Consider the following 21671-nt stretch of genomic DNA (forward strand, 5'->3'; position numbering starts at 1 on the left):
CACGACGGCGCAGCTCAAGCGGGTACTGGGAAGGACGTGCCATGACTCGATCCTCTCAAACAATCGAGTCCCCACCGAACCCGGAACGGTTCAGACGTCGGGGTGTCGGGCGTTCTGGTTGCGCTATCGCAGGTAGGGCTGCAAGGCCCGGTTCTGGACGGTGTGGTTGCGCTGGTGGGAGTTGGCGACAGTGAACTGCCGCAGCGGCCCGAAGGGGGCCTCTACGGGGTTGGCCCGGGACGCGTAGCCCGCGGCATCCCTTCAGGCTCTCCCAATGCTTGCACCTCTGCGTAGGAGAGGGTCACGTGATCCGCCGGCCGGCCGTCGCGAATGGCCGTCGCGGTGGCCACAGCCGCCGCCAGGGCCCTGCGGTAGAGCATCGAGCCGAGGCTGATCCTGCGCACACCCAGTGCGGCCAGGTCGGTGAGGGCGGGTCCGGTCGGTGTGTACAGAATGTTCAGCGGGACGACGAGGGTTGCCGTCAGCGCGGCGATCTCGTCCGGGTCCGACAGCCCTGGCACAAACACCCCGTCCGCACCGGCCTGTTCGTAGACCGCGAGGCGCGCCGCTGTCTCCTCCTGGCGTCCGAGCCAGTAGGTGTCGGTGCGGGCGTTCACGAACAGCTCCGGCACGGCGGCCTTGACGGCGGCGATCTTCGCGGCGTGCAACTCCACGGGGGCGAGGGTGCCGTCGGGGCGGCCGTCTTCGAGGTTGATGCCTGCGGCTCCTGCGGAGGAGAGCCTCCGGGCCAGCTCAGCCACTTCCTCCGGGTCGTCGCTGAAGCCCCCTTCAGCATCGACGGTGTACAGGAAGGAGCCACGTCCGAGTCGGCGGGCCAGAGCCAAGGTCGCTTCGGCGGTCGCGGCCGACCCGTCCGTCAGGCCGACGGCCGCAGCCACGCCCAGGCTTGTGGCGCCGATCGCCGCGAAGCCCTGCGCCGCCAGAGCGGCCGCAGAGGCGTAGTCCCAGGCGTTGGGAAGCAGCAGCGGGGTGGCCTGGTGATGCAGGCGGGCGAAGTCGGTCAGCGGGCGTCGGCGCAGGCCGTCGGCCAGAGCAAGTGCATGGGCCCGGCCGGGACAGACCCGCGGTGGTGCGCCGAAGGTGAGCGATACGGGGTGCACGCGATGGGCGGCCGCAAGATCCAGGAGAACCACATCGCCCTCGGCGATCTCCCGACCGGCGACCCGGGTGGAACGCGTGGCGACCCGGCGCATCGCCGATACCGGCGGAGCCTCCAGGAGCACCCGGGCCAGCGGTACGTCGCTGTCGGCCGCGGTCTCCACCAGGGCAGCCGTCGCCGAGCAGGCCTGCACCAGCAGCCCGATGCGGTTGGCAGCGGCCTCCAAGCCGTCTTCGGTCGCGTTCCTTGGCGCCAACTGCGCCATGAGATGGGCCACCGCCTCGTCAGCGGCTGCGTCCGTACCCCCGAAGTAGGCCCCGGCAACCACGGTCACCGCCTCCGCGACCATCCTGGGCTCCGACATCCCCAGAGCCTCGGCGAGAGTATGCACCACCCGCACGCGGACCTCCCCTTCCGGCCCCGCCGCCACCGCCCGCCGTAGTGAGGCGGGCTCCAGCCGGGACAGTTCGTCCTCCACCAGAGCGCGCCGCCGCCGGTGCTGCTCACCAGAGCTGAATCGGGCCACGGTGGCACGCAGCCACGCGACACTCGCCCCTGCAGGACCGTCGTCGGCAGCAGGCAGCTCCGGGACCAGTGCCGCGTCGGCAAGCGCCGCTCGCACGTCCTCATAGCGGTCGAACTCATGCATCGTCGACGTCATGGCCCTGACGCTAGTGCCGGGACAGTTCGCTGCTCCCCGAACCATCCCTGCGGCATCATGACCTTGTGCCCCCACTCGCCGAGACCGCCGCCCTGTTTGCCGACCGCGCCCGGGCCGATGCTGGCGAGCGGACAGCAGGATGGATTGCTGCTCAACGACCTCGGCACGCCACGACCGGCTGATCAACTTCACGGAATCCATGCCCCACCCCCCGTTCCAACCGCCGACGGACCGAAACCAGTCGCGGCCGCACCGGCCCCTGCGGGATGCTTGGGTTGTGCGCCTGAACAGCGATGGAGTTTCCCCGGTGCCGCGGATGCTTTTGCTCAGCGAAATCCAGCTCTACGCCGCCTTCCAGGTCGGGTTGGACGCACCCGTGCTCGTCGCGGCGGGCGACCGGATCTCCTACCAGGACGGCGGTCTCGTGGTGACGCGCTCGAGCGGTGAGCGATACACGAACCCGATCCGCGACAGCTATTGGATCTGCCGCTGATGGCGACAGGCTCGATGCGCATCGCCATCTTGCAACCACCGGCGTGGTTGTGGGAGACACCGAATCATTCGCTGGCTCGGGCCCTGGCAGTGCCGCGCATCAGCTTCAGCGATCTCATACGCGCTCACCTCCGCCAGGGCACCGACCTGGGGATCCGATCCGCCGAGATCATGGACTCCGGCAGGCCGCTTCCAGACGAGATCGTCAATGCGATCGTCCGGGACAAACTGTGCCAGGCGGCCTCCGCGGCTTTCCTCCTCGATCGGTACCCGCTCAACGCCACCCAGGCGCTTGCTCTCGATGAGCTGCTCCACGAACTCGGCAGGCCCCTGGACGGCGTGTTGCGCCTGCACCTTCCCGAACAGGAGGTGGAGGGCCGCGTTGGCCATCAGTCCGCCCGTCGCGTCTGCCGTAACGACTCGGCGCACGTCTACGAGCCGGCGGTGGACACCCTCGACGTCGATGGCGCCTGCAACGTCTGCGGCGGTGAGCTCTATCAGCGTGAGGACGACAAAGAGACAAGCATCCGCAGTCGGTTCAGCAGATACGAAGCGATGGTGGAGCCCATCATCCAGCACTACGCAAGGCAAGGGCTCCTCGTCACGGTCGACGCTGTTGGCACACCCGACGAGATAGCCAGTCGCGCGCTCACCGTGCTCCGACAGCAGTAGGCCTGGATAGGACGGAGCGTTGCCAAGCGCACGGAAGCACGATCGACGTCACGGAATCCGTGCCTGAACCAGCTTCACGCGTCGTCACCAGCCTGGCCGACCCGCTCGGCCCTTACCGGGCTCGCGATGTCGCCTTGAACCGTGAGAACCTCCGGTTTCCGCGAGGCGGAAATGTTGCGCGACGTCGCGACGACGCCGTAACGAAGCTCGTGGTAGGTCTCGGCCAGGGCAGCGCCGCTGCCCTGCGACGCGCCGGTGATTACGGCGACCTTCTCCAGGGTTGGGCGTGGCGGTTGTCTCCAGGGGGAGTCGTCCGGGCGGTTCACGTTCCGATCAATTACTTCAAGGCGCAGTAGTCGATCGGTCGACAATTACCCAGCCTGCCTGGGAGCGCGCTCCAAGACGCGCTTTCTTTCCGGTTGCGGTGCGAGATTGTGCCTATCAGGGGCGAGGCACCCGGTTGTACCGACCCCGGGCACGGGTCTGTCCATCGAGCGGTGGCTCTTGCACGAGGCCCCGCGGTGGGTTCGCTGACAGTGCGGTCTTAGGGTGTCCGCCGACGGGTTCGCATTCGACGAGCTCGAGGGATGGCAGGGGGAGGACGCAGATGGCGCCTACCGTACGAGCGGGTCGCAGAAGACACGGGACACTCCGCGTGGTGAGGCTGGCAGTCCTCGCGGGTGCCGTGGCCACGGCATCGGCTCTGGTTGTTTCGGGTGTCGGTGCCGAGTCGGCAGCGGGGTCCGAATCCGCTCAGGGCCGTCGAGTGGTCGGCACGGTCGCGCAGATGAAGGACGCCCCGGACGTCGCCCATCTGGCGACGGGGGAGCGGGCGGAACTGGTGAACGGCAAGTATCTCGACATCGCACAGGGAAACGGGCAAGACGCGGGACGTTACGCCATCACTTCGACGGACGGCTCAATCGGCGTCCGCCCCATGGGTCGACAGCAGCCCACCGCCGGGACGCGGATGCGCGTCGGCGCGACGCCGGCACTTGCGCCCATGGCGGCGGTCCAGGCGACGGCGACGTACTCGGTGAAGTTCTCCATCACCAATGCAAACGTCACGACGAAGTCAATCGCTCTGTGGAACCGTTCCACTTGGGGAGCGGTGCCGGTGAACGACGACGGCTACGGTCCGGACGCCACCGCCAAGCTCGCGCCGGGCAGCTACTTCGCCGTCGCACTGCACTCCGACTACGGGCAGCCCAGTTACCTCCTCACCCGTGCGTTCACCGTGACGACCTCCGGTCTGACGGTGAAACTCGACCAGAAGCTGGCCAAGGAGACGGCGATCAGGACCGACGACACCACCGCCGCCCGCGCCGCGGCCGCGGTATGGATCTCGGTCCCCGGCGGCAACCTGGCGGGTTTCGCCGGCCGCGGCATGGACAAGGTCTACACCACGCCCTTCTCGGTCACCGGGGCTTCCCTGCGCGTCCATGAGGTGCTGACCAAGAAGGGGTCCTCCGCCTCCGCCCCAAGCCCGTACCGGTACGACCTGACGCACTCCTTCGACAACACCGTGCCGTCTTCGCCGATCGCGTCGGTACGACAGGCGGGTCTCGCCAAGGCCACCACCCCGATCCGCGCCCAGGGCGTCGCCATGCGGGCGTATCTGCAAACCGTGCCGCAGACCGGTGAGTGGACCGGTGTCTTCATCGGCGGCTGGGTGAAGAGCGGCGCGACCACCACCGAATACGTCACCCCGGGCATCTCGTACTCGCGCCTGGTCGACTACGGCACCGGCGACCACTCCCTTTCACTGCCCGACCGCTCCCTGGCCGCCGGCACCACCACGGCCGGACCCACCGTAGGTACGGCCCCCTTCGGCCCCGCCACAGCAGGCGGCCGCTCCACCCGCAGCTCCACGAAGATGAGCCTGACCGAGTCGGCGACCCTGAGCGACGCGGCAGGCAACCCCGGCACCGACGGCCGCTCGCTGTCCTCCTACCTGCTCACCTCCGGTGGGCAGACCCTCGCGTCGGCCGACGGCCTGTCGCCGTCTTCCGGGCTGTCCGCCACCGTCCCGAGCACCACCGCCACCTACCAGCTGACCCACACCGTCACGCGCAGGAACGGTTACTCACGTCTGTCGACGCTGGTGCGCAGCGAGTGGACGTTCACCTCAACGGGCAGCAGCACCTCCCGCGCGCTGCCTCTGATCGACACGTCCTTCGCCGTATCCACACTGAACGCCCGCAACGCGGCCGGCACCGCCCCCGTGACCGTGGACGTCACAGCCGCGACCCGCAACTCCGAGGCAGTGGAGACCGTCACCGCCCTGGAGTACTCCACGGATGACGGCACCAACTGGACCCCGCTCCCGCTCACCACCACCGACACCGGCGCCGCCGCGACACTGACTGTCCCGATCACCGCGGCCTACGTCTCGCTGCGCGCCACAGCCGTCAACGACGAGGGCGGCAGCGTCCGGCGTACCGTGATCCGCGCCTTCGCCGGACTGGGAGTCCAGGGCGACGAGCAGGCCGGCACGACGAAGATCTCGGACCTGGTCGTCAACGGCGGGAAGCCGGTGGTCCTCACGACCGACGAGCTCCAGGAGTTCAAGGCGACCTTCACCGCCACCGACCCCTCCGGCATCGCCGAAGGCGACCTGTTCCTGTACCACGGCTCATACGGCGCACCTGACGGCGTCCTCTTCGGAACGTGGCCTGCGACCTGCACCTCGCAGTCCGCGAGCACCTCGATCTGTGAGACGCAGCTGGCCTACGTCTGGCCGCGTTCCGCCATTGGGTTCAACTCTCTCGCGGGGACCTGGAAGGTCGCCGCCTGGGCCTGGTCGAAGGACGGCACCAGCCACACCGACCTGCACGCAGCCAAGAGCGTTCTCGTGCAGCGCGACTCCGAGCTCACGGCGAACGCTTCGCCTGAGCCGATCGCCAAGGGTAAGACGCTCACGATCACCGGAACCTTGACCCAGGCGGACTGGCAGTCGGACACCAAGGCCTATGCGGGCTACGGCAGCCAGCCGGTGAAGCTCCAGTTCCGCAAGAAGGGCACCACCACCTACACGACCATCAAGACGATCATGTCGTTCGGTGGAGCCCTGAAGACCACCGTCACCGCCTCTGCCGACGGCTACTGGCGCTTCAGCTTCGCCGGAACGACCACCACCCCGGCCGTCTCCGCAGCCAGCGACTACGTCGACGTGCAATAGCGAGCAGCACGACAGCGACACGACCCCCGACCCCGCGCGGACGCCGTTGGTGAACCCGCCCCGCTGGATCTCGTCCAGCGGGGCGGAGTGCCACCGCCTGACCGGTCTCTCGGCTTCGACGGCGGGTATCCGAGTACGGCCACGGAGTCGGCGATCACCTCGATGACGCGCGGCCGGCCGGTGGATGCTCCTATGGCTGTCAAGCCGCTGGAGCAAGATCGGTTTGAGTGATTTGTTCGGTTGGTGTGCTGGTCAGCGCGCGATAGACCTCTCGGGCGACGAATCGTTTGAAACAGCGCATGATGTCCTTCTTGTTCAGCCCTTCCTTGGTGCGGCGTGCGACGTAGGCGCGAGTGCGTTCGTCGAAGCGCATGCGGGTGAGCACGATGGTGTGCAGGGCGTTGTTCGCGGCCCGGTCGCCGCCGCGGTTGAGGCGGTGGCGATGGGTGCGTCCGGAGGACGCGGGGATCGGCGCGACACCGGCCAGGTGCGCGAACGCAGCCTCGGACCGCATCTGTTCCGGGTTGTCGCCGGCCGAGGCCAACAGTTGGCCGGCGGTCTCCGGCCCGACACCGAACAGCTCCAGCAGCTGCGGGGCGGCTCGCTTGACCAGCGGGCCGATCTGCGTGTCCAGCTCGGCGATCTCCTCGTCCAGCGCCTGATGGCGGCGCGCGAGCCGCCGCAGCGCTGCCCGAGTCACCGTCAGCGGGCGGGAGTGGTCGTCGCCGGGCCGTAGCCGGGCCAGGGTCCGTATCAGCGCGGCCCGCTCCAGGCCCCCGACCTGCTCGCGCAGCATCGCCGGGGCCGAGACCAGCAGGCCCCGGATCTGGTTCATCGCCTGCGTGCGGGCCTTGACCGCGCTGCGGCGGGCGATCCGCAGCACCCGCACCGCCTCGACCACGCCGTCCCGGCTCTTGGGGATTCCAGTGGCCCGGCCGGACAGCACGGCTGTCGCGGCGGCGTAGGCGTCGACCGGGTCCGACTTGCCCTTCAGCCGCCGCGTCTTACGGTCCGGGCGGTCCACGTCGACGACGGTGACTCCGGCGGCAGTCAGCACCCGGGTGAGTTCGGCTCCGTAGGCGCCGGTGCCCTCGACCCCTACCGTCGCGAGTGCGCCGTGCGAGCGCATCCAGTCCAGCAGGTCGCGGTAGCCGCGGATCGTGGCGGGGAACTCCCGGTCGGCCAGGTGCCTGCCGATCTGGTCGATCACCGCGGCGTGGTGGGTCAGGCCGTGGGTGTCGACCCCGCCGGTGATCTGCGGCGGGCCGTGGTGCGTCATGCTGGTCATGTCCGTCCTTGTGGCGTGTCCGTTCCGAGGGCGGCACGCGCCGGTCGGGCGGGTGGACAAGACAGTGACGGGGCTTCTGGACCAAGCTCCTATTAGGTCACAAACGCCCGTCCGGCCGCGTGCGTGGTGACGCCCGGCGGGCCGACAAATCCCAAACAGGACAGTCGAGACGTCAGTCAGTCGGAGGGTCAGACCCACCCGCAGCGTCACCACGTCACATCCTCACTGTCAGTCGTCCTTGGCGAGTTCCTGCCGCCAGAGGCGGTCGCAGAGCAACTCTGTGCCCCTGGTGAGGTGCCGGCGGTACGTGGTGAAGGGAACGGCCAGTGACTGGGCGGCCAAAGAGCCGGCGGTGGTTCCCGTGGCGGTCGGGGATCATCCAGGAGCGGAGATCCCGCCGGTGTGCGTCCCAGGTGCCGGGTCGGCCGGTTCGCTTGGCGAGGGCCATTCGGCGCTTTCGGAGCAGAGCTGACGCGCCACGGTACCGGGCGGTACCGCCGGATCGCGTGACGTCACGAGCCGCGGCGCTGCCAGCGCCAGGCCACGCCCCCTGCAGGGCGCTCGCGACGCGCAGTTGGCAGCGGCTACCTATTGCGTGCGGAGGCGGTCGGATCCACTCGTGCGACCTCGACGGCAGGAACGCGCTGCGGGCGCAGACCCAGCACCAGGCCGAGGATCAGCACGGTGATCCCCAGCCATACCGACGGGTTCGGCGTGCCGCTGCCCGAGATGGCGCCGACAACCGCCGCGGCGAGCGGCGCGATGCCGGTGAGCAGTCCAGCCTGCCCGGCGCCGACGGCGCGGACCGTCGAGTACCACAGGACAAAGGCGACCGCCGTCACCATCAACGCCAGGTAGCCGATGGCGGCCCAGTCGGCGCCGGACAACTCCCGTACGGCCGAGGGCCCTTCGCGGACCGCGGCGAGAACGGCCAGGAGCACGGCGGCCATCCACATCGCGTGCACGGACACCCCCCACGGGGAGTGCCGCCGCAGGACCGGTACCGCGAGAAGGGTGAAGGCGGCCTCGCACGCCAGGGCCAGCGCCGCCCAAGCCACCCCCACGGCGTCTGTGCGACCCGTCCCCTCCACCAGTACCGCTCCTGCCACGACCACCGGTGCCGCCAACAAGATCTGCCGGCTGGGCCGGCGCCCCTCCAGCGCCGGGCCCACCGCCGCGAGGACCACCGGTGCACAGGCGACCGCGACGGCCACCACCGCGGGCTCGGCATGGGCGACGCCCCGGACCACGGCCACGTTGAACAGCAGCAGACCGGTGACAGCGATCCCGGCGAGCCACAGCCACTCCCGTCCTTGCGGCCACACCAGCCGTGTGCCGGCGAGCCTGGCGACGACCAGCAGGAGCACCGTGGCCATCGCATAGCGAACCGCCTGCGGGGTGAACAGCGGAGCGTCCACGAGGGTGTGCGAAACGGTGACGCTGCTGCCGACGAGCGCCATCCCGAGCATGCCGGGCACAAGCGGGGTGAGGGAAGCGAAAGGTGTGCGCATACCGCCCACGCTGCCCCCACAATGGACGTCATGGACAGGTCCACAAAGGCATCGGTGCAGGGGTCCAATCAGGCGGAGGATTCAGCGGACCAGGTGCCGGACCGCGCTGCCTCACCGGGCTCGGACTTCCTTCAACTGGAGATCGGCCACGTACCCGCAGGCGGGCGCACCGCCTGGCTGACGGACCGGCTGCGGTCCGCCATCGCCGACGGCCGGCTGCGTGTCGGAGCGAGGCTGCCCGCCAGCCGGGTCCTGGCGGAGGAGTTGCACGTCACCAGGGGCGTGGTCACCGAGGCCTACCGGCGGCTCGCCGAGTCGGGACAGATCGCCGGTCGCGGCCGACTCGGGACGGTGGTCGTGGCGGCTCCGGCCGCTCCGCCCGGACGCACACACGACGTGCCGGGGACCGGAGCCGGATCCGGGGCCGCGATCTTCACCTCCGGCCACAGCGACGGCGTCGTCGACGCGTTGCGGGCCATGCCGTGCCAGATCGACTTGTCACCCGGTGTCCCCGACCTCGCCGCCTTCCCCCGCACCGGGTGGCTGCGCGCCGAGCGTGCCGTCCTCGCGGACGCCACCCCGGCCGACTTCGGCTACGGCGATCCCCGGGGCGCGCCCGCCCTGCGCCGAGCGGTCGTGGGCTGGCTGGCGCGCAACCGAGGCATCCGCGCCGACCCCGAGGAGGTCGTGGTGGTCGCGGGTGTGGCGCAGGCCCTGAGCCTGCTCGCACGGCGGCTGCTGGCGGACGGCGTCCGCCGTATCGCTGTCGAGGACCCCGGATCCCTCGGAGCGCGCCAGCAGTTGGAGTACGGAGGCCACTCGATCGTGCCCATCCGGGTGGACGCCGGTGGCCTCGATGTCGGTGCGCTGCGCGCCAGTGGTGCCCGGGCGGTGCTGCTGACCCCGGCCCACCAGTTCCCGACCGGTGTCGTGCTCGACGGGGAACGCCGCACGGAGCTGCTGGGCTGGGCCGCCGAGGGCGGGGTGGTGATCGAGGACGACTACGACGCCGAGCACCGCTACGACCGGCCACCGGTGCCGGCGCTGCGCTCGTTGATGCCCGAGGGGGTCTGCTACGCGGGCAGCGTCTCCAAACTGCTGGCGCCCGCACTCCGCATCGGATGGCTCCTCGTACCGCCGGACCGGCTGGACGCCGTCGTGGCCGCCAAACGGTACGCCGACCTGGGCAACGGCGTCCTCACCCAGCTGGTCCTCGCCCGGCTGATGGACTCCGGCGAGCTGGAACGCCATCTGCGCCACGTCCGGGGACGCCACCGCCGGCGCCGGGACATGATGCTGAGGGCCATCGAGGAGCACCTCCCCGGTGCCCACGTGCACGGGACAGCCGCCGGCCTGCACCTCATGGTCACGTTCGGCGACTCGCCCGACGGCGCGCACGACCCCGGCCTGTCCGACGGCGCCCTCGCCGCGGCGGCCCTCGACCGGGGCGTGAAGGTACATCCGCTCTCCTGGCATCGCATCGGCCCCGGGCCCCCCGGCCTGGTCCTCGGCTACGCGGCGGGCTCCGCCCACGACATCGAGGAGGGTATCGCCGCCATCGGTGTCGCCCTGCGCGGGCTTCGTCCCTGACGCCTGTACGTCACCACTGCGCCCCGCTGTTCCCGACGGCGCCCGAGGCCTGAGGCCGGCGGCTTTGGTCGCGCTGCGGCTGCTTGAAGGTGATCGAGCGGGGGTGGCTCCTGACCTTGTGCTCGTGGGGTGCCGTGTGCTGCCGGGTCGTGAGAGTGTTGGCCCTGGCTACAGCCTGTGACAGAAGAAGCAGGAGGGGCCGCCGGTCGTGGAGGGGGAAGCACAGGACACCGAGCAGCTGGGGCGTACCCAGAGGATCCTGATCGGTGTCGTCGTGATCGGCGCGGTGATCATCGCCGTGATCGGCTTCGCCGGATCGTACGCCGCGGTACGCGAACTGGCGCTCCGCAAGGGCTTCGGCGCCTTCGCCAACGTCTTCCCGATCGGCATCGACGCCGGCATCGTCGTCCTGCTCTCGCTCGACCTGCTGCTGACCTGGCTGCGCATCCCGTTCCCGCTGCTGCCAGACCGCATGGCTGCTGACTGCTGCCACGATCGCCTTCAACGGCGCGGCGGCCTGGCCGGACCCGCTGGGCGTCGGGATGCACGGCATCATCCCGATCCTCTTCGTCGTCTCGGTCGAAGCTGCTCGGCACGCGATCGGCCGGATCGCCGACATCACCGCCGACAAGCACATGGAGTCGGTCCGGCTCGCCCGCTGGCTCCTCGCCCCGGCCGCGACCTTCCGCCTCTGGCGCCGCATGAAGCTGTGGGAGCTCCGCACCTACGACGACATCATCCGCCTCGAGCAGGAACGCCTCATCTACCAGGCCCGGCTCCGCGCCCGCTACGGCCGCGCGTGGCGCCGCAAGGCCCCCGTCGACGCCCTCATGCCGCTCCGCATCACCCGCTACGGCATACCGCTGACCGAGACCGGCCCCGCCGGCCTGGCCGCGGCCGGGATCGAACTTCCCGCCGCACTGGAGCGCCCCGCCCTCGAGCCGGCTACACCTGAGGAGATCGGGGGAGCGGTCGTACGGCAGTTGCGGCCCGAAGCGGACCTGTTCCCCGAGGCGATCGCGCCGGCGCAGACGGCGGCTGCCGCGGAGGCGCCGGCCCGTCGCGTCACCGTCACTGTCCTTGTCTCGGACGTTGGCCCGGAGCCGGAACCCGAGCCGGAACCAGAAGCGCCCGGCCGTGCTGCAGCGCCGGCAGCGGGAGAATCGGCGCCTACCGACGACCCGGTTCCGCAGCTCACAATCTGGCCTCGCACCGGCTACGGTCGTGCCTGCCAACGCGAGGCCGCCGTCGACGCCCCCATGCCGCTCCGGTTCACCCGCTGCGGCATCCTTCTCACCGAGACCAGCCCCACCGGTCTGGCCGCAGCTGGCATTGAATCTGTGATGCGGGCAGCACCGCGTCCTGAAGCGTGAGCGCCACCTGCGGCTTACGGAGCATTGTCCTGTCGCAGATGTCCGTTGACCTGCTGGAGCTCGCGGATCGTGCGTAAAAGTCGAACTCCATCTGCCGGCACCCGCCGGAATCAGCTCTCGACGACGTCAGCGTTCGCGCTGGAGGGCGACGAGGGCCATGTCGTCGCACAACGGCCCGTGGGCATGGCCCAGCAGGTCACGGGTGACCGCCTGCACCAGGGTGACCGGACCGGAGCCGGTGAGGCCGGCGGCGCGTTCCATCAAGGGGTAGAAGCCGCCCTCGACGTCTCGAGCCTCGGTGAGGCCGTCGGTGTAGAGCAGCATCTGATCGCCGACGACGAAGGGGAAGATGCTGGGGGCGTACGTGCTCTCGGCCAGGGCACCGAGGCCGAGCGGCGGGGCGGGCTCCGCGACGTTGAGCAGGGTCGCCCGGCCCTCGTGCAGTAGGAGCGGGGGCAGGTGACCGCAGCTGACCACGTGGACGCACGGCTCGTCGTCGGGGATCTCGACGACCGCGGCCGTCACGAATCGCTCCCCCACGTCAGCCTCTGCTGGTGTGTCGCAGAACTCCACCAGATCCCAATGCAAGCTGGCCTCCAGCGATGCGACCAGTTCCGGCAGCGGTACCTGGCGGTGGGCCGCGGCCCGGAAGGCGCCGAGCACAGTCTGGGTTTCGCCGAGCGAGCTCAGTCCCTTGCCGCGGACGTCCCCTATGAGCAATCGCGTGGCATTCGCGGTGCGGGCGATCGCGTAAAGGTCGCCGCCGACGCGGGCGCCGCCGTCGGCCGAGCGGTAAGCCGAGGCGATCGTCAGCGGGCCCGAACGACACGGAAGGGGCCGCAGTACGACACGCTGGGCCGCCTCGGCGATCCGGCGCACGCTGGCAAGTTCGTTCCGTCCCCGCTCGCTCGACAGGGCGAGGACCACGAGCAGCATTGATAGCAATGCCAGCGACGCCAACTGCACCAGTACGTTCTCTGTGGTCACGACATCGCGTTCGATGCCGGCGACGACCCGCGCCAGCACGGCGAGCAGCGCCGTAATGGCTCCGCGCAGGGGCCCCGCGAAGGCGGCGACCAGCGCCACCGGCACCACCAGGATGTGCGCCACGTGGATGTCCGTCGGCAGGAACAGATCCGCCACCGGCACGGCCACGATCAAAAGCGCGGCCGCGGCGCTGAGTGCGTAGTCGCGGCCCCACGCCGAGACGGTTTTCCGGTCCCCCGTGCCACGGAGTCGGTCACGCCACCACGCGTCCATACGGACTCCTCTCCTTGGTTGGCCCGCGTCGCGCCACACGGGCTCAAAGAGGCCAGCTCGATGGCATCTACCATCGTCCAGCGCTATCGATGTGCTGTGTCAGATTTCGATCCACACTTGTCCTCGCTGGCTCCTTGATGTCCGGATAACACCAAGCAGCGTCCCTCTAGGCGCCATCGCACCGACAAAAACGTCGTGGCACTGCGCTCGCCCTCGGCGATGCCTTTCTCCACAGCGGCGAGCAGCGCCAATCGGTCGTTCACCATGTAGATGTACATTTCGGGAGGAAGGTAAGCAGGCGAGGGGGGCCTTACCCGACGCCCGGGGCCGGCTCAGGTACCGGGGCGCCGCCGGGGCCGGGGCCGACGACCGGTTCCTCCGGGAGGTGGAGGAGGAAGAGCGCGTTCAGCACGTCGTCCGACATGCCGGCCAGGATGGCCTCCGGCGTGGTGGCCATTGCGTGGGCGAGGTCGTCCACCAGGTGGGCCAGACCGTTGATGCCGGACTCCTGCGCGCCCGAGGCGGGGCGGGGGCCGGGGTCCGCGGGGCGGTGATGGTCACCGGCGTCGCGATGGGTGGTCGTCTGGTTGCTCATCCGCATCCTTCCGAATGGACAGGGGCCGCCGCGGCGAGATGCCGTGCGAGGGGTGCCTGACAGGCCCGGCGGAAAGTGGGTATTACCCTCGATGCTGATTACCGTTTCGTTAGCGGCCTCGGTCTCGACGGTCTCCCGACAACCACTGCCTTCATCATTCTTTCCCCTTATCGATCCCTTTTCTTGGGACAGATTTGCCCTCATGTCCGCCCGAGCTAGGCTCGAGACGCCCTCCCCGTGATTGCTCTTCAAGCCCGGTTATGGCAGCGGGCTTCAGTCAGACGTCACGTTGTGAACTCGCAACCAGTTCACGCATTCGGCCAGAGATTAGCGTCGGGCGGACTTGGCTTCTTACCAGCGACTTGACGCTATGAGCGCTCGGTGAGACGTAAGCGCATCGGCGGCGCCAGCCGGGCCGCATCATCTGGCCAGCGTGTCGTGAGGCCGCTATGAGGCTTAGAGGGAATGCCAGATCGCAGCCCGATAACGTCCTGACCGCGATGCCCGCAGCACGCGGGCACTGTCTGATGGCCGCTCGGACCGGCCGAAGCCGACTGACCGCGGAGGTTAGCGCCCGAGCAGTCCCGTTGGACTCAGCTGGATACCGGATCCGCGTCGTCGGTTACGGCGTCAGGTGTGGCGCCTTGGGCGAGCTTCAAACGCGTCCAAACATTCATGTTGATGATGACGGCGGCGAGTTCAGCGATCTCGGTTTCCGTGAAGTGGTTGGTCAGCTCTTCGTGCAGGGCCGGAAACGCGTTCAGATCGTAGTTTGTCAGCCCTTCGCAGTACGCCAGCGCGGCCTGTTCGGCAGCGTGGAACATCATACTCTGACGCCAGCTCGCCAGGTGCGCGACCTTATCTGGGTTGATTCCCTTTTCGAGTGCCGTTTTCGTATGCAAGATCAGACAGTAGGAACAGGGTGTAAGCTGCGCGACACGCAATCTGATCAATTGTGCGTTGACTGTCTATGGTGAGCTCGGCCTTGTATCCGAAGGCTTTCGCCATATCCTGGGCGAGGGAGTGAAGCGACGTCAGGTCGGGATCGAACCGGAGATTGGCATATATTGTATCGTTCATCGCGTGCTCGATTATCGGTTTCCGCTCGTTCCGTCCTGGTGCCGTGGAGCCAAAAATTACGAAGTTAATTCCTGAAGTCGCAACTCCGTCTGTCGTTCACCGGATTTCATCTTCATTGCCGCGATAAATGGGCTGGTGAGTGTTGGTCGAAGCGCCGCTGTGAAGTGGGCGTGAAACCTGGGGATATCTGCTTTCCGCGCCTTGATCGCGGGGTGTGTAATCAGCCCGGCGGGATATCGCTTGTCTGTCGTGACCAGGAAATCCTTGGACTCCACCACCCGGTGGGGTTCAACGATGACGGTGCTGTCGGCGATGTTGAAACGTATTTAGCGCCCACAGCACAGCCGGTCCCGTGGGTGTCGACCGAGTAGCCGAGGGCCGGTGCTGGGGACGGCACGCTGTCATCGTTGGGGCGAGAAGAATGCCAGGCATCAGTCTTCTGATGCCTACTACAGTCCCACAGATGGTCGCGAAAAGGCTGGTCGGTCACCTGTCCGGCTTGCCCGGCGGGCTCCCCGGAGACGACGTCCACATAGATTCCGGGTGCCCCGTTGTCCCAGTAAGCGTTAGAGGGCTCCGTCTCGTCTTGCTGGGGCACACGGTATTGCGGGTCGGTGAGCTGTGAGGTGCGCTGTGGGCTCTTGCTGTACCCCGGCGTGCCTACCTCCCAGACGGTGCTGGAGTGTTCCTTCTGGCCTATTCGCGTCATGCATCGCCCAGACTCTTACCTTCTGGCAGCGTGTCAGGGATCGCGAGCGAGGGCCCGGCCAGGTGTGGTGCATGGGCGGACGGTTGACTTGATGGTCAGAGGCCAGCTGTCTCGAGCCCGGGCTGCTTCCCCTCGGCTGCGTTGCCAGTCGCTTTCGACAGACGTGGCATGGATGCAAACGCATGGTGGGACGCGGCAGGAGTCGTGGCGCTGACGCTCCGGCTACGGCTTGGTCGGACGTGCCGTGCATTGTGACGCTGGGTCCCGAGCACCTGTCGGCCGACCCATCGCGAATGATCACCGTCGTCGGCACCCCGTGTAGCGCCGACGGACGGGTGGGTCCACTGAGAGGGCGTCCAGCCCGAAACAGTGCTGCCAGGTACGCAGGCCAGCAGGCCCACAAGGACGGCGAGGCGCAACCGGGAACAGGCATGTCATGGGCTCGGCGCGACGCAGTTTGAGGCCACCGGACGCGGCAGGGCGAAGTCGGCCTGATCTGTCTCGTCCGCATCGCCGTCGTCCCGTAGCCGCTTCGCGGCCGCAGGGACTGCATGTCCTGCTGCTCCGCGATCGCCCGAAATAGCCTGCCATACCTCACGGGTATGGGTGGTGATCGAATTCGTCATTGATCCCCGTTCGGGAGAGGACGTCTAATCGCTGGGAGCGGATGCAATCCGACGCAATCCGGAATGCTGAAATAGATGGGGTACGTGAAATGGGTCAGCTCGACGGCAAGGTCGCGGTCGTCACAGGTGGCAGCAAGGGTATCGGCCTTGCTGCCGCGCGGCGCTTCGCTGAGGAAGGCGCGCACGTCTACCTCACTGCCCGCAACAAGGAAGAGGTCGACGCGGCGGTGGCCTCCATTGGGCCGGCGGCCACCGGCGTAGCCGGCGACGTCACCAATCTTGACGATCTCGACACGCTTTTCGCCATGGTCGGCAATGACGGTCGTCGCGTCGACGTTCTGTTCGCGAACGCCGGCGGTGGCGGGTTCGTGCCCTTGGAGGCGGTGACCGAGGAGCACTTCGACCAGGTCGTCGGACTCAACATGCGCGGCACGTTGTTCACGGTGCAGAAGGCTCTGCCTCTGCTCAACGACGGCGCGTCGGTGATCCTGGCGTCTTCCATTGCCGCCAGCTCGGCCATAGCCGGACTGGGTGTCTACGCCGCCGCCAAGGCGGCGATCGTCTCCTTCACCCGTACCTGGGCCAGCGAACTCAAGGGCCGCGGTATTCGTGTCAACGCACTGGCACCTGGTTCGACGGACACCCCTGGTGTGGACGAGGCCGCTCCCGAAGGCGTCAGCCACGAGGACTTCAAGGGCATGCTGGCCGGCTCGGTCCCGCTGGGTCGCGTCGCGCGGCCTGAAGAGCAGGCCTCCGCCGCGCTGTTCCTCGCTTCCGGACAGAGCAGCTATGTCACCGGCGTCGAACTACTCGTCGACGGCGGGCTCGTCCGGGCCGCCTGATCTTGGACCACTGACCGGGCCGGCGACAATTTGCACCCGCTCCTGACGAGGAACTGCCAGCCGGGCCTGCCCTCACCTGCGCGGCGTGAGGGCACCCTGGGAAAGCGTGTTGGGGGGCAACCCCTCACGAGTTCGACCCCTGAATGACCGGGCGACCACACGCAGAAGCGGCTCTCAACCGCCCGGCCGGTGGCACACTGAACCAACAACGGAGCCCCTCCTCGAACCGTGACCTCGACACCCGCAGTTCGCGCCGGGCTCCGTTCCCACGTCAACCCACCTGACAGACACTCCCGCCACCCTCACCTCCCAATCTTGGGCTTTCAGCCAGATCCCCCCAGGCAGGCCACCGGCCAAACCCGCTCCGCCTCCCGGAGGCTTCGGCTCGGTGCCCACCTCAGGGGTTCCTCCAGTTACTCCGTGACGCCCTCAATAAAGGTACGGATTTCGGCGGCGAGGTTACGCATGTCCTCACCTGCCGCGTGCACCGTGGCGATCTCGAAGCGCCACTGCTCAGACGGCGCCCGGTCGTAGATACCCCAGGTCAGCCCGACGTATCCACCGGGACGGTGCTCGGCTGAGAGGGTCAGGTCAGAGCACAGGGAGTGCCAGGTACGTACTCCTTCCCAGCCTCGGAAATCTTCGGCGAGTGAGGCGAGGTAATCATCGAGGCCATCACCGGCCAACGTCTCCACCGAGGTCTCGACACTTCCCCATGACCCGCTGGCCCTAATGAGGAAGTCGAGCATTTCTTCATCCCCCAACCGTCGAATCGGCTCCGACAAGAGCACGATGGCAGGGCCGGGACTTCCCACCTGTACTGCAGGGCGGCCGGAGTCGTCATAGTCGATCACGTGAACAGGTTAAAGGAACAGGCTGAACAGCCAGCGACCGCTCTCCAACCGGAGACCGCGGGACGGTCGCTTGCTGCTGCCGTGAGTGACAGGGGCGGTACCGCCATGGCTGCACGGGCGGGCCATAGCCGTGCCAGGTGAGGCGGTGCAGAACGGGGAGCCACGGGGAACAGCGGTGACGGGGTCGCTTTGCCGCAGGTCAGCGTTCTCCTAGGAGCGGAAGGATCCGCAGCCTCAGCCTTCCGGACTGGCGCTCACGATCCGAGTAGCCGCGGTTATCGGTGGGTGCTCAGTCGACCTCTCCTAGGTGGCTCAGGGCTTGATGGAAGTCGTCCCTCGCGGCCTTGAACTCGTGTGCGGCGACGTGGAAGGTCGAGCGGTCGATCAGGGTCCTTGCGAGTGTGCGCGTACCACCTTCCGGATCGTGCCGAGACAACTGGCATGCCAGGCCGACTCCGTCGTCGAACAGGGCGCGCACGCGCTCCGCGAACAGATGAGTGCGGTGTTGCCAGTACACGGCGGAGCGGACGGTGAGGACCCGGTGCAGCCGGACCAGTTCGGCCAGATGCCGGTCGGGATGCTCGGCGGCTCGCGGCGCAAGGGCTTCGACCTCCTCGCGGAGGGCGTCACGGCTCTCGAAGTAACGCCGCCTGATATCGGGCGACCACTGGCCGGGCGCCGTCGCCAAGGGGGGATGTGGTTCACCGGACAGCGGCCGATCACTGTCGGCACCTGAGAAGAACAGCAGCACCGCCCAAAACGCGGCCTGATAGCCACTCCAGGTCTTCCGCTCACCGGTGTCGGCCAGCTCCGTCAGCAACGCAAGGGCCTCCTGACGCACAGCGGCAGCCTGTTCCCCTCGGCCGTAGGTGTCGAGCAGCTGCGCGTACCCGATGAGCGTGTAGAGGTGGCACGCCATCGAGCCTCGGTCGTTCGCGGCCTCAGAGGCTTCCATGGTGACGAGTGTCCCGAACGCGCTGAGCGCTTCGTCGCACCGACCGGCGTCGTGGAGAGCGGCGATCCACTCCACGAGTGACCAGGCGAGAGATCCGCTGCCGTAACCGTCGGGCAGGATCGCCGCGACCAACTCGGTCATGGCATCGGCAGCCTCCGCATACCGGCCTTCCTCGGACAAGCCGGCAGCCCACGTGTGCAGTCCCCTGACCGCAGTGGCTCCGGACATCTCGGCCTGTGCACGGCCGATTGCGAGCATTTCGGCGCGCATGGCGAGCCCTTCGGCGCGCCGGCCCAGGTCGTATAGCTGTCTCTGGCACCCGTCGAGGGCCTCATAGAGAAGATCCGCACGGGCAGTTTCGGTCGGATCGATGGACCGCGCCACGGCCACAGCCTCTTCGTGCAGTGCGAGGGATGCGGGATGTTTGCGGCCGGAGCTGGTGTCGTACGTCAGGCGCAGCAATGCCTTGACCAAGCGCGGCAGGTACGAGGTGGGGCTGACCTGGGCGAGGATCCGGTAGGCATCAACCTCCTCGCGTGCGGTCCGGCGTCCCGATGCGAGCAGGACATTCCGTGCCCGCACGATGTCATCTTGATCGGCTCTCCCCCCATTGGTTCATAGCGGAGATTCTGGGCGCGCCTGAACGGGCCGAACAAGGCCGGGAAGCTGTGCCGTTCGTCCTACGAAAACCCGCGCTGACCTGTCATGATGGATATGACGTCAGACCCTCGGACGCATTTGTCCCGGGCTTGCACGGCACCTGCCCAGCGTGGAAATCAACAGCCGCCGGGCATCCCGTTCGCGGCGGGGACGTCTCGGGCACCTGGAAAACGGCATGCGGTTTTCGACGCGAGGGCTCCTCGCGGACCAGGTGTTACCGGCCGGGCCTCGTCGGTGCCCCGGGCATCCCCGCCTCCGGAACCCCGCCCCGCATCGATGCGCGCCCGCTGTCCCACAGGCCGACTCCAGCGGATCCGCTGTCGCCGGAATCACCCCTGCGGTGCGCCGGCCATGATCTCAAAACCGGTGGACTCGTCCCGTGGGACGGCGCTCCAGAGACCGACTGCCGCGGCCAAGATACGGTGCACAAGCGGCGCAGCGTGGTCCGCTTCACGGTCCGGGCGAGCAACCACCAGAACGGCTCCGTCGCCGCGTTCTTGGAGTTCCTCTGTTCCCCGAGACGGGAGCGAGGACCGCTGTCTTCTCTACCGGTGCGCTTGCCATCGCCATCCGTGCCATGTGAAGGGACGACAGGGCCGTTACGGTACGGGCCGGTAGCGCTACGCGCTACCCGAGTCGTCCGGGTGTGAGTGATGAGGTGGGCCGGGCGCTCACCACGACGAGCCACACGCCGAACACGAGAAGAAGCCGCCTCGGCCACGACCGTTGAGCCTGTGGGAATACAGAGCCGAAGCCATCCACTCGTGGACGATGATCCAATAGCCGCAACGGTCGCTCACGGGCGCTGTGCGAGGTACCGGACCAGCCAACGACGTGACCGACGGCTCCACCAGGGGAATGATCGGAAACCGCGACACTGCTCCACGCCTGGTGCAGGCGTGCGGCCGTCAGTCGGTATCGGGATCGCCGGGATCCTGGAGAAGCCGGGTCGCCAGCTCGTCGGCCCACTGCACGGCCCAGGAGCGCAGCGCGGCAATGGTGGACTCGTCCAGGCCATAGGCCGCGAAGGCCTCGTCATCGGTCCACTCGGCGCCGGCGAGGTTGGCCTGAAGATCCTCTCGCTCAAAGCGGCCCCGGGCGTGTCGGCGGCCGAACTCCTCCAGGTCGGTCGTGGACCAGCGGCTTGACGCGGCGAACACGTCGATCAGGTCACGGGGCGCGCCGCGGTCGCCGAGAGCACGGACCTTGGTCCCGATGACGTCTTCTTCGGCGATTACGGGGCCGTAGGAGCTGTGGGCGACCGGGCGCCAGAAGATCTCTTTGAGGACGTCGACCTCGCACTCCTGTCCCGTGTCCGGGTCGGACACGGTGAAGCGGGCGGAGAGTGGGGCGATCTCCAGCTGCTGGACCCACCAGCCCCGCGCCTCCAGCCCGGCACGGAGTGTGACCGCGATGTCGCTCATGGGCTCCGGGCTTTGCGTGGCGACGTCGAGATCTTGGCTGGGACGGTTGACGAGACGGTGCGCTCGGACGGCATAGCCGCCGGTGAGTACCAGCGGATACGGAGAGCCGAGGGCGAGGACGTCGGCCAGGAGCCGCCTGTGCAGCTCTGGCATGTCTGTCATGCGGCGGCTCGGGCCCGGGCGGCGAGCTGCGGGAAGGCGTCCTCCCAGACGGTACGCACGGTACGTCCGACGAGGGTGCGCAGGACCGGCCACATCTGAAGGAGAAGATCCCCGTTGAGGTAGAGGGGCAGGTCGTCGCGCAGCCCGTCGTGCAGGACGGTGCGGTACAGGCCCATGCGCTGGCGGGGTTTGTCCATGTCGTAGGAAGTCATCCCTGACCAGGCGATGTGCAGTGGCAGATCCACGGTCCCGCCGGTGGGGCCGTGCAGCCCGTCCAGCGACGCAGGCAGACGCTTACGGAACTTCTCCCGATACAGCGCGAGGTCTTCCGCGTACGCGCCGGACTGGTCTGCGGTTCCGGACACCGGGGGGTGCGAGCTGGCTGCCATACGTCTCATTATGGCGGGCGGTCCCTGGGGCCAGGGCTGCTCCGACGAATGCCAGCGGTCATAGCCGGGGATTCATCACCGGCCGGGTGAGCGGTATGACGGTGGGAAATCCGCAGCGTCGCCTGTCGGTTCCCGTTGCGGCAGGCAGTGGACGAGTGGACGTCCGGTGGTGGTAGTGCCGCCCGGGTCAGATAAGACCTGGCGTGACGTATCCGCTCGCGGCCCCC

General features: G+C 68.2%; 16 protein-coding genes and 2 pseudogenes. 6 read left to right on the plus strand and 12 right to left on the minus strand.

Annotated elements, in window-relative coordinates; translation table 11 throughout:
• Positions 1-126 precede the first annotated feature (126 nt).
• A pseudogene (locus ACFZAU_RS40385) lies at positions 127-246 on the minus strand (IS630 family transposase); the annotation flags it as partial.
• Entirely contained in the window at positions 222-1781 is a 1560-nt protein-coding gene (locus tag ACFZAU_RS40390; RefSeq protein ID WP_500556367.1) for an isocitrate lyase/phosphoenolpyruvate mutase family protein, read from the minus strand. The pseudogene ACFZAU_RS40385 and the gene ACFZAU_RS40390, both read right to left, overlap by 25 nt.
• 277 nt (positions 1782-2058) lie before the next feature.
• Here ACFZAU_RS40390 and ACFZAU_RS40395 point away from each other — a divergent pair, with 277 nt between their 5' ends.
• Both ACFZAU_RS40395 and ACFZAU_RS40400 read left to right on the plus strand, forming a co-directional pair.
• Positions 2059-2274 carry a hypothetical protein gene (locus ACFZAU_RS40395; RefSeq protein ID WP_500556368.1) on the plus strand — a complete coding sequence of 72 codons (216 nt, stop codon included), beginning with the start codon at positions 2059-2061 and terminating at the stop codon, positions 2272-2274.
• A gap of 14 nt (positions 2275-2288) precedes the next feature.
• The gene (locus ACFZAU_RS40400; protein ID WP_500556369.1) at positions 2289-2945 is read left to right on the plus strand and encodes an adenylate kinase family protein; all 657 of its coding nucleotides are present in this window, start codon (positions 2289-2291) and stop codon (positions 2943-2945) included.
• 74 nt (positions 2946-3019) lie between these two features.
• Here ACFZAU_RS40400 and ACFZAU_RS40405 read toward each other — a convergent pair whose 3' ends face one another.
• Positions 3020-3316: a hypothetical protein gene (locus tag ACFZAU_RS40405; RefSeq protein ID WP_500556370.1), complete on the minus strand. Its 297-nt coding sequence runs from the start codon at positions 3314-3316 to the stop codon at positions 3020-3022.
• Between the two features lie 287 nt (positions 3317-3603).
• On the opposite strand from ACFZAU_RS40405, the gene ACFZAU_RS40410 reads away from it, so the two are divergent.
• Complete coding sequence (locus ACFZAU_RS40410; RefSeq protein ID WP_500556371.1) at positions 3604-6126, plus strand: hypothetical protein; 2523 nt, start codon at positions 3604-3606, stop codon at positions 6124-6126.
• Positions 6127-6325: 199 nt separating this feature from the next.
• Here the strand turns inward: ACFZAU_RS40410 and ACFZAU_RS40415 are convergent, their stop codons facing one another.
• Positions 6326-7405 (minus strand): IS110 family RNA-guided transposase, encoded by a 1080-nt coding sequence (locus tag ACFZAU_RS40415; protein WP_500556390.1) that lies wholly within the window; start codon positions 7403-7405, stop codon positions 6326-6328.
• Positions 7406-7998: 593 nt separating this feature from the next.
• Positions 7999-8925 carry an EamA family transporter gene (locus tag ACFZAU_RS40420; protein WP_500556372.1) on the minus strand — a complete coding sequence of 309 codons (927 nt, stop codon included), beginning with the start codon at positions 8923-8925 and terminating at the stop codon, positions 7999-8001.
• A 21-nt stretch (positions 8926-8946) separates the two neighbouring features.
• Here ACFZAU_RS40420 and pdxR point away from each other — a divergent pair, with 21 nt between their 5' ends.
• Positions 8947-10515 (plus strand): MocR-like pyridoxine biosynthesis transcription factor PdxR, encoded by a 1569-nt coding sequence (gene pdxR, locus ACFZAU_RS40425; RefSeq protein WP_500556373.1) that lies wholly within the window; start codon positions 8947-8949, stop codon positions 10513-10515.
• A gap of 238 nt (positions 10516-10753) precedes the next feature.
• A pseudogene (locus ACFZAU_RS40430) lies at positions 10754-11439 on the plus strand (DUF2637 domain-containing protein); the annotation flags it as partial.
• 575 nt (positions 11440-12014) lie between these two features.
• On the opposite strand, the gene ACFZAU_RS40435 reads toward ACFZAU_RS40430, so the two are convergent.
• The 3 genes from ACFZAU_RS40435 to ACFZAU_RS40445 form a co-directional block, all read right to left on the minus strand.
• Positions 12015-13148: a PP2C family protein-serine/threonine phosphatase gene (locus ACFZAU_RS40435; RefSeq protein WP_500556374.1), complete on the minus strand. Its 1134-nt coding sequence runs from the start codon at positions 13146-13148 to the stop codon at positions 12015-12017.
• Positions 13149-13458: 310 nt separating this feature from the next.
• Positions 13459-13743 (minus strand): hypothetical protein, encoded by a 285-nt coding sequence (locus tag ACFZAU_RS40440; RefSeq protein ID WP_500556375.1) that lies wholly within the window; start codon positions 13741-13743, stop codon positions 13459-13461.
• 593 nt (positions 13744-14336) lie between these two features.
• Complete coding sequence (locus ACFZAU_RS40445; protein ID WP_500556376.1) at positions 14337-14645, minus strand: carboxymuconolactone decarboxylase family protein; 309 nt, start codon at positions 14643-14645, stop codon at positions 14337-14339.
• Positions 14646-16247: 1602 nt separating this feature from the next.
• Between ACFZAU_RS40445 and ACFZAU_RS40450 the strand changes: the two genes are divergently transcribed.
• Positions 16248-17000, plus strand: a complete 753-nt coding sequence (locus ACFZAU_RS40450; protein ID WP_500556377.1) for an SDR family NAD(P)-dependent oxidoreductase — start codon at positions 16248-16250, stop codon at positions 16998-17000.
• Between the two features lie 413 nt (positions 17001-17413).
• Here the strand turns inward: ACFZAU_RS40450 and ACFZAU_RS40455 are convergent, their stop codons facing one another.
• The 4 genes from ACFZAU_RS40455 to ACFZAU_RS40470 all read right to left on the minus strand — a co-directional run bounded on the left by ACFZAU_RS40455 (position 17414) and on the right by ACFZAU_RS40470 (position 21444).
• Positions 17414-17854 carry a DUF6228 family protein gene (locus ACFZAU_RS40455; RefSeq protein ID WP_500556378.1) on the minus strand — a complete coding sequence of 147 codons (441 nt, stop codon included), beginning with the start codon at positions 17852-17854 and terminating at the stop codon, positions 17414-17416.
• A gap of 289 nt (positions 17855-18143) precedes the next feature.
• Positions 18144-19391, minus strand: a complete 1248-nt coding sequence (locus tag ACFZAU_RS40460; protein ID WP_500556379.1) for a hypothetical protein — start codon at positions 19389-19391, stop codon at positions 18144-18146.
• Positions 19392-20377: 986 nt separating this feature from the next.
• A complete protein-coding gene (locus ACFZAU_RS40465) occupies positions 20378-21055 on the minus strand; it encodes a nucleotidyl transferase AbiEii/AbiGii toxin family protein (protein WP_500556380.1) in 678 nt (225 codons plus the stop codon).
• Positions 21052-21444 (minus strand): hypothetical protein, encoded by a 393-nt coding sequence (locus ACFZAU_RS40470; protein WP_500556381.1) that lies wholly within the window; start codon positions 21442-21444, stop codon positions 21052-21054. Before ACFZAU_RS40470 ends, ACFZAU_RS40465 begins: the two co-directional genes overlap by 4 nt.
• Positions 21445-21671 lie beyond the last annotated feature (227 nt).

The sequence above is a fragment of the Streptomyces sp. NPDC008238 genome (genome assembly GCF_042956445.1).
Lineage (GTDB): Bacteria > Actinomycetota > Actinomycetes > Streptomycetales > Streptomycetaceae > Actinacidiphila.

What these genes read in the sequence shown, in the direction of transcription:
- ACFZAU_RS40415 (WP_500556390.1), bottom strand. Translation starts at nt 7,405, where the DNA reads ATGACGCACCACGGCCCGCCGCAGATCACCGGCGGGGTCGACACCCAC.
- ACFZAU_RS40450 (WP_500556377.1), top strand. Translation starts at nt 16,248, where the DNA reads ATGGGTCAGCTCGACGGCAAGGTCGCGGTCGTCACAGGTGGCAGCAAG.
- ACFZAU_RS40470 (WP_500556381.1), bottom strand. Translation starts at nt 21,444, where the DNA reads ATGGCAGCCAGCTCGCACCCCCCGGTGTCCGGAACCGCAGACCAGTCC.
- pdxR (WP_500556373.1), top strand. Translation starts at nt 8,947, where the DNA reads ATGGACGTCATGGACAGGTCCACAAAGGCATCGGTGCAGGGGTCCAAT.
- ACFZAU_RS40390 (WP_500556367.1), bottom strand. Translation starts at nt 1,781, where the DNA reads ATGACGTCGACGATGCATGAGTTCGACCGCTATGAGGACGTGCGAGCG.
- ACFZAU_RS40465 (WP_500556380.1), bottom strand. Translation starts at nt 21,055, where the DNA reads ATGACAGACATGCCAGAGCTGCACAGGCGGCTCCTGGCCGACGTCCTC.
- ACFZAU_RS40440 (WP_500556375.1), bottom strand. Translation starts at nt 13,743, where the DNA reads ATGAGCAACCAGACGACCACCCATCGCGACGCCGGTGACCATCACCGC.
- ACFZAU_RS40400 (WP_500556369.1), top strand. Translation starts at nt 2,289, where the DNA reads ATGCGCATCGCCATCTTGCAACCACCGGCGTGGTTGTGGGAGACACCG.
- ACFZAU_RS40420 (WP_500556372.1), bottom strand. Translation starts at nt 8,925, where the DNA reads ATGCGCACACCTTTCGCTTCCCTCACCCCGCTTGTGCCCGGCATGCTC.
- ACFZAU_RS40435 (WP_500556374.1), bottom strand. Translation starts at nt 13,148, where the DNA reads ATGGACGCGTGGTGGCGTGACCGACTCCGTGGCACGGGGGACCGGAAA.